The following is a 6,288-nucleotide window of genomic DNA, read 5'->3' on the forward strand; positions in this document are numbered from 1 at the left end:
ACCAGCATTGACGCCAGAATGACACGTAGAACATAACAAATGGGTGGGTCAGTTCTCGGTGACAATGCCGGGTCAAATCTCAGTGGCAATCAACAGGATGTAGCGGTAGATCTGCGCCTCGATAATGGCGGGCCGCTCGGCAAGCCGCACCGTCTCGACCGTGGCGTTCGGCAGGGCCAAGCCCGTCGCGGGATCATAGGGCACGATGACCGGCGGCGGCATCTCGACCATCAGGGCGACGGCTGCAGCGGCAAGGCAGCCGAAAACGCCGAAACCTGCCCCGCTGAGGCCGATCAACCGCCAGAGCTGCTCCCGACGCAGTGCGCCATGGATCAGTTCCTCCTCAACGAGTTCGCGCGTGCTCATGCCTGCCGTCATGTCCGGTGCCTCGGTCATGGCCGCAGGCTCGGCAGGGTGAAGTCCATGTAGCGGCGCTCTTCGGCGACGGTGGCAGCGTCCACCACGCCCGCATTGCCTGCGCCGAGGGTCTGGATGGCTTCAAGCTCCCACATCCGCGTCATGGCGATGGCGAGTTCCGCCGTGACGCGGGTGTTGTGATCCATCGACTCCTTGAGGTCTTCCATGTCGGGGATCAACGACACGAGTTGCTCGACGCGTTCCAGCGATTGCGCCGCCTCGGCATGGCTGTTCTGGGCCGCCGCCGACATAACGGCGCCGGTCGTGGCGCGGGTGGCGACACCTTCGGCGCCGGGATTGCCGCTGGTGGCGATCTCGCGGAGTGAATCCTCATCGAACCCAGCACCGGCAAGGGCCTGTTCCATCTGCGTGCGCAGAGGGCCCGCATTGGGGCCGATCAGGCTCGACCAGTCACCCGCCTGGATGCCTCGGATCAGGCCGGGGATGTCTTCGAAATTGGCTTGCAACAGGTCGTCGAGATCGCCGCCCATGGCGAGACCGAGGATGCTGCGCGGCCCGGTGAGCGAGGCATACATCTCGTTCAGTTGATCGAGCTGACTTTGCAGCATGTTGAGTTGCTCCAACGCATTGTCCAGAAGATCGGTCTGGATCCCGAAATCCTGCAACATCTGCTGAAGCTGCCGGATTTCCTGGGCGATGTTCTGGGTATCGACCGTGGGCACGCCCTGTGCGGAGACGGGCCCCGCGAGGGCGGTGGTCAGCGCGAGGGTCGCGGCGGTGGTGGTGAGGGAACGGTACAAGCGCCTGATCATCGCAATGTCTCCTGGGTGAAATCCATGAACTGCCGCTCGGCGGCTTGGGCCGCGGCCATGGCGAGTTGTTCCTCGCTCAGCGGCTGGGTATGGGCGGCCTTGATCCGGGTCCGGATCGCGACCAGTCGCGCAAGCTCGGCGCGCGCGTAGGTGTTGAGTGCGATGGCCTCGTGCAGATCTTCGGTCTCGCCGATGCGGGTAATGATTTCCTGCACGCGCAGGGCGGCTGCGCGGACCGAAACCAGCGAATAGTCGCCATAGACACCCGCGCCATGGGCCGAGAGGCTGAAGCTTGCGTTGGCGAGGAGCACAGGGTCGATGGTGCCGAGAGCATCGATCCCGCCGACGGCGGCGAGATAGCTGTTGTACTGCTGCGGGATCACAACGACGTAATGCTGGGTTTCCGCGAAGGGCGGGACGCCACCGTAGTTTTGCACGTTGCCGGGGCCCGCGTTATAGGCCGCGAGCGCGTGGATGATGTTGCCATCGAACATGTTCAGCATCATCGCGAGGTATCGCGCGCCGCCGGTGACCTGCAGGTACGGGTCGTCATAGTAAGCCGGGTAGATCCCCAGATCGCCCGCCGTGCCGGGCATGATCTGGGTCAGCCCGAAGGCCCCAACGGGAGAGCGCGCCCCGATCTGGAACCGGCTTTCCTGCCAGATCAGCGCTTGCAGCAGGCAGCGCCACTGGACCAGCGACAGCCCCGCGCGGCTCACCCCGGGCAGGCTATGGGTGTCGCGCGCGGCGCGGATAATCAGCTCCTCGATCCCTTCCCGGGCATCGCCGAACATCCGGGCCGCGGCCGGGTTGTTGTCCTCGGGCGCGTAGAGGCTGGCCGCAGCACTCTCGACGTCGCCAACCGCCCCCTGCCCCGCCTCGAGCCCGGCCACGGTGCCAGCCACATCGCCGGAGCCGAGCGACATGGCATCCATGAGACCTTCGAGCGAGGCGAGTTGCTGGCGCTCGATCTCGGCCAGCTCCTCCTCGCGCGCCAGCCGGTCGTGCTGTAGCGCCAGATCCCGATCGGTCTGATCGAGGATTGCCTGCCGCTCTGCGAGGAGGCGCAGGTCGAAGGTCGGCACGCCTTGGGCGGCCGCTGGCCCCGCCGTGGGACCTGCCAGCGCAAGGCTGACCATCGAGAGGGGAAGCCAGCTCCGCATCCGCTCAGCCACCCGCCCCCAGCATCACGAAATCGCAAGCCGTGTCGCGGCGCGTGACGGCGGCCCCCATCGTCGAGATCGTGGTCGTGGTGGTTGCGCCTTGTGCGGGCGCATCGCGGAAGTTGAAGCAGTTGGCCGCTGCGGGGTTGTGCTGTGCGCAGGCTGTCAGGGCCAGGCCAAGGCCAAGCAGCACGACGCTGCGGATGATGGTACGGGTCATGTCACTCTCCAGAAATCGGTGCGGTCACGGTAGTCGGGGCCGACAAGGGCCTCGCCCTTCTCCATGCCGCCAAGGATGGTCACGAGGGGGCCGAGGGCGCTGAGATCGGCATCGATCACGACCGAACCTCGGTCATCGCGTACAAGTGCGAGCCGCGAGGCAGAGCCGACGCCCAGAAGCACGTCGAGTTCTTTCTCGCTGAGGCCAAGCATGGCGTAATCCGCAGCCGAAGCCCGGATGTTGGGCAGAAGCACCTGGGTTGGCACAGCTTCCACGATGGTCTTGCCGGTCCGCGTGCGCTCGAGCTGGCTTGCATACTGGGTCATCATCACGACGACCGCGTTCTGCTTGCGGGCGGTCACCAGCCAATTCGAGAGCCGCTCTGCGAAGTAGGCGTTGTCGAGCGCCTTCCAGGCCTCGTCGATGACGATAATTGTGGGTTTACGGTCCTCGATCACCCGCTCGACCCGGCGGAAGAGGTAGGACAGGACCGCCATGCGTTCCCGCTCGCTCTCGGAATCGAGGATGCCGGTGAGGTCAAAGCCCGCGACGTCTCCATCGATGCTGAAACTGTCCTCGGCATTGGCCCCGAAGATCCAGCCGTAGCGACCCTCGGCGGTCCATTCCTGCATGCGCTCGAAGAGATCGCCCTCGTCGTCGGTCGAGACGAGGAGGGACGCGAAATCCGACCAGTTGCGCAGCCCCGCGTTTCCGGCGCTTGCGTTCTGGCGCACGACCTCCTGCAGGCGGTTGGTCTGCACCGGGGTCAGTGGCCGGTCGCGGCGCTCGAGGAGGCTTGCGAGCCAATCGGCAAGCCATGCTTGGCCCCGCATGTCGATCTCGGTCTGGAGCGGATTGAGGCCCGTGGGGCGCCCCGCCCGCACGGTCGAATAGCTGCCGCCGAGCGCGCGGACGGCCATCTCCATGCCCGCGCGATAGTCGAAGACGAAGACCCGCGCACCTGACCGCCGTGCCATGGTCATCAGGAAAGCCGCCAGGACGGATTTGCCGGAGCCGGGACGGCCGAGGATCAGCGTGTGGCCTCCCGTGGGCTCGCGATCCGGCGCGCCCTGTTCGTGGAAGTTGAAGCGGAACCCGCTGCGCTCGGGCGTCGGAAAAAGCGTGATCGGCACGCCCCAGGGCACTTGCGCGGCCGTCTTGCCGAGCGGCGTGCGGTGAAAGGTGGCGAGATCGGCGAAGTTGTGGTTGGTGATCGCAGCCTTGCGGCTGCGCGCGCCAGTGTTCCCCGGATGCTGCGCCATGAAATGCGCCCGCCCCCCGAAGGCTTCCGAGATCAGGTTGATGCCGGAGGTGGCGGAGATGTTGCGGATCTCGGCCGCGATATCGTCGAGCTGGCCTCTGGTGCGCGCATAGACGGCCACCGTCATATGGTGTTCACCGAAGATCAGGCGTTTCGATTCCAGATCGTCCTGTGCGAGTTCGAGTTCATGTGCGAGGCTGACGGCCCCGTCATTGGCGGCCTGCATCAAGCGCAACTGCCGCTTGATACGACCCGCCATGATGTTGGCATTGATCGGCACAAAGGAGTGTGTGACCACCATGTCGACGGGCAGGTTCAGCTCGTCGAGCATCAGGCTGTCGGTCTTGGCGGGGTAGTTCTTCACTGCGAAGATCGTGCCGAGCTTGTCGCCGACGGCACCGTCGGAGAGCGCGATGGTCGTGCCGCGGAAGGTGACGCGGGTATTGGCAACATCCTCGGCGATCACGCCGAGGCGCGATCGCGGGTAGAGCGGATGCTCCTCGCCTATGTTGAGCGAGCCGAGGAAGCCCAGAAGCTCGCCAGTGCTGGCGGCAAGGAGGCGGGGTTTCAACTCATCGAAGGATGACAGGAGAAATCCCACGACCTCATCGAGCTTCCGCAAGCGCCGGGTTGTGTCCGCTGCATGTCGCGCACGCGACGCCCCTAGGCCGAAGGGCAAGCGGCTGCCTGCCTCCGGGCGCTTCAGCACGGTCAGCGTCAGCGTCTTGTCGCGCAGGCCAGATTGACCCAGATGCGCGCGCCAGCGCTGGTCAACGGCGGCCGCGAACCCATCGCCTGGGATGGGCGGCAGGGTCACGTCGACCGCTTTCGAGACCTTGTGCAGGTAGAAGGAAAACTCGGTCCCCACCTGCGCAACGATGCCTGCCAAGAGCCCTCCGATCCGGTCGAGATGCCCGTCCTCGCTCGTGGTGCTGTTGACCCCTTCGAGCCGGATGCATTGCATCAACTCGTTGCCGCGCGTCCGGATCGTCCGGTCGGTGACAAGGCTCACATAGGGCAGCATGGACGAGAGCCGCTTTTCGCCCTTGACCCATGCAGGCAGCGTAGTCAGCGGATCGAGGGCGCCTTCCACGTCACGGGCAACTCCATCACGGGGCATAGCTGTCGCCCCCGTGGATCTTGCGGTTTGTCGTGGGCGGGGTTTCTTGCAAGGTGATCACCAGGACATCGAGGAAGTTCGGATCCCAGTCCGCTGCCTTCCAGAGCGCAGGCCAGGCCAGCCCCGCGAAGACGGCCACCACCCAGCTTTGCACCCAGAGGAACAGAAGCGTCGAGCCGAAGAGCCAGACCATGGCGTACATGATCGGCAAGCCCATCAGCTTGGGCGGCCTCAGAAGGCCGATGAACACGCGGGACTGGTCGGACATGGCCGAGACCTCCGGAAGCTCTGGCTCAGGTCGTCCAGATGGCGGCGACGATGGTGGGGGCTGCAGCGATGCCCGCGATCGCGACCACGACCCAGAGCGCCTGACGGAAATCGAGGATGCCGAAGAGCCAGGACAGGAACACGCCGATCAGCGCCAGCGTGCCGATCACGATGCCCAAGGGGCCGGTGATCGCGTCGACGATGCCTTGCAGCAGCGTCTGCACGGGTGACAGGTCGATGCTTTGGGCCAGCGCCGGGCCCGCCAGCACGATAAGGGCCATCGCGCCGAGCGCGACAAAGGTAGATTTGGACGTCACGATAGGTCTCCTCTCAGCCGCTGGAACACGGCTGTCACACGGGCCACATGGCCTTGGGTTTCTCGAAAGGGGGGAATGCCGCCATGGCGGGTGACCGCATGGGGACCGGCATTGTAGGCAGCGAGCGCCAGCGCGGGATCGCCGAACTGCCCAAGCATCATCAGCAGGTAACGGGCCGAGCCGTCGAGGTTCTGGGCGATGTCATGTGGATCGACGCCGAGATCGCGCGCAGTGTCGGGCATCAGCTGGCCGAGTCCGATGGCGCCGACGGGGCTGCGCGCGCCGGGATTGTACGCGCTCTCGACCTCGATATTGGCGCGGTAGAACAGCGCCCAATCGGTGACCGACAGGCCCGCCTGACGCAAAGCGTCATGGCCACTGTGGCGCAGTGCTGTGGTCTCGATGGCGTGGAGGATTTCGGGGGAGGCGCGGACGGCACGCGGGGCGACCGCTGCGGCAGCTGTCACATCGCTCAGGGGGGCATCATCCCCATGGGACTGCGGTGCTGCAAAGAGAAAGAGGCGATCTGTAAGGGGCCCAGTCTGGGCGTCGTCGTCGCCGGTGAACGAGCGCAAGGTGCTCGTGGTCTCGGCCGTGTCGATCAGTCGGCCATCGGGGCTGACCTGGAAGATGAAACCGTCGGCCCCATTCTGTGCATACGCGGCCAAGGGTGCGGAACAAACACCTGTACCGAGTAGCACGACGAGCGCAAACGCGCGGTCAGTTGTCCTTGACCAGAACCGGACCGGT

General features: G+C 65.4%; 8 protein-coding genes. All 8 read right to left on the reverse strand.

Going from position 1 to position 6,288, the window contains the following annotated elements:
• Nucleotides 1–72: 72 nt before the first annotated feature.
• From J1C52_RS14825 to J1C52_RS14860, 8 genes are read right to left on the reverse strand one after another with little or no spacing between them, the layout of a single operon-like run.
• Nucleotides 73–396, reverse strand: coding sequence for a VirB8/TrbF family protein (locus J1C52_RS14825; RefSeq protein ID WP_227428708.1), 324 nt, complete (start codon nt 394–396; stop codon nt 73–75).
• The gene (locus J1C52_RS14830; protein ID WP_227428709.1) at nt 393–1,190 is read right to left on the reverse strand and encodes a type IV secretion system protein; all 798 of its coding nucleotides are present in this window, start codon (nt 1,188–1,190) and stop codon (nt 393–395) included. The genes J1C52_RS14825 and J1C52_RS14830 overlap by 4 nt, the downstream gene beginning before the upstream one ends.
• Entirely contained in the window at nt 1,187–2,353 is a 1,167-nt protein-coding gene (locus tag J1C52_RS14835) for a lytic transglycosylase domain-containing protein (protein WP_227428713.1), read from the reverse strand. Before J1C52_RS14835 ends, J1C52_RS14830 begins: the two co-directional genes overlap by 4 nt.
• Before the next feature lie 4 nt (nt 2,354–2,357).
• Nucleotides 2,358–2,573 carry a hypothetical protein gene (locus J1C52_RS14840; protein WP_227428710.1) on the reverse strand — a complete coding sequence of 72 codons (216 nt, stop codon included), beginning with the start codon at nt 2,571–2,573 and terminating at the stop codon, nt 2,358–2,360.
• Nucleotides 2,570–4,954, reverse strand: coding sequence for a type IV secretion system protein B4 (locus J1C52_RS14845; protein WP_227428711.1), 2,385 nt, complete (start codon nt 4,952–4,954; stop codon nt 2,570–2,572). The genes J1C52_RS14840 and J1C52_RS14845 overlap by 4 nt, the downstream gene beginning before the upstream one ends.
• Nucleotides 4,944–5,222 (reverse strand): type IV secretion system protein VirB3, encoded by a 279-nt coding sequence (locus J1C52_RS14850; RefSeq protein ID WP_107326157.1) that lies wholly within the window; start codon nt 5,220–5,222, stop codon nt 4,944–4,946. Before J1C52_RS14850 ends, J1C52_RS14845 begins: the two co-directional genes overlap by 11 nt.
• 25 nt (nt 5,223–5,247) lie before the next feature.
• Nucleotides 5,248–5,538: a TrbC/VirB2 family protein gene (locus J1C52_RS14855; protein ID WP_227428712.1), complete on the reverse strand. Its 291-nt coding sequence runs from the start codon at nt 5,536–5,538 to the stop codon at nt 5,248–5,250.
• Nucleotides 5,535–6,239: a lytic transglycosylase domain-containing protein gene (locus J1C52_RS14860; RefSeq protein WP_420493656.1), complete on the reverse strand. Its 705-nt coding sequence runs from the start codon at nt 6,237–6,239 to the stop codon at nt 5,535–5,537. The genes J1C52_RS14855 and J1C52_RS14860 overlap by 4 nt, the downstream gene beginning before the upstream one ends.
• Nucleotides 6,240–6,288: the final 49 nt, after the last annotated feature.

Origin of the sequence: Roseibaca sp. Y0-43 (assembly GCF_020667835.1) — a bacterium.
Lineage (GTDB): Bacteria > Pseudomonadota > Alphaproteobacteria > Rhodobacterales > Rhodobacteraceae > Roseinatronobacter.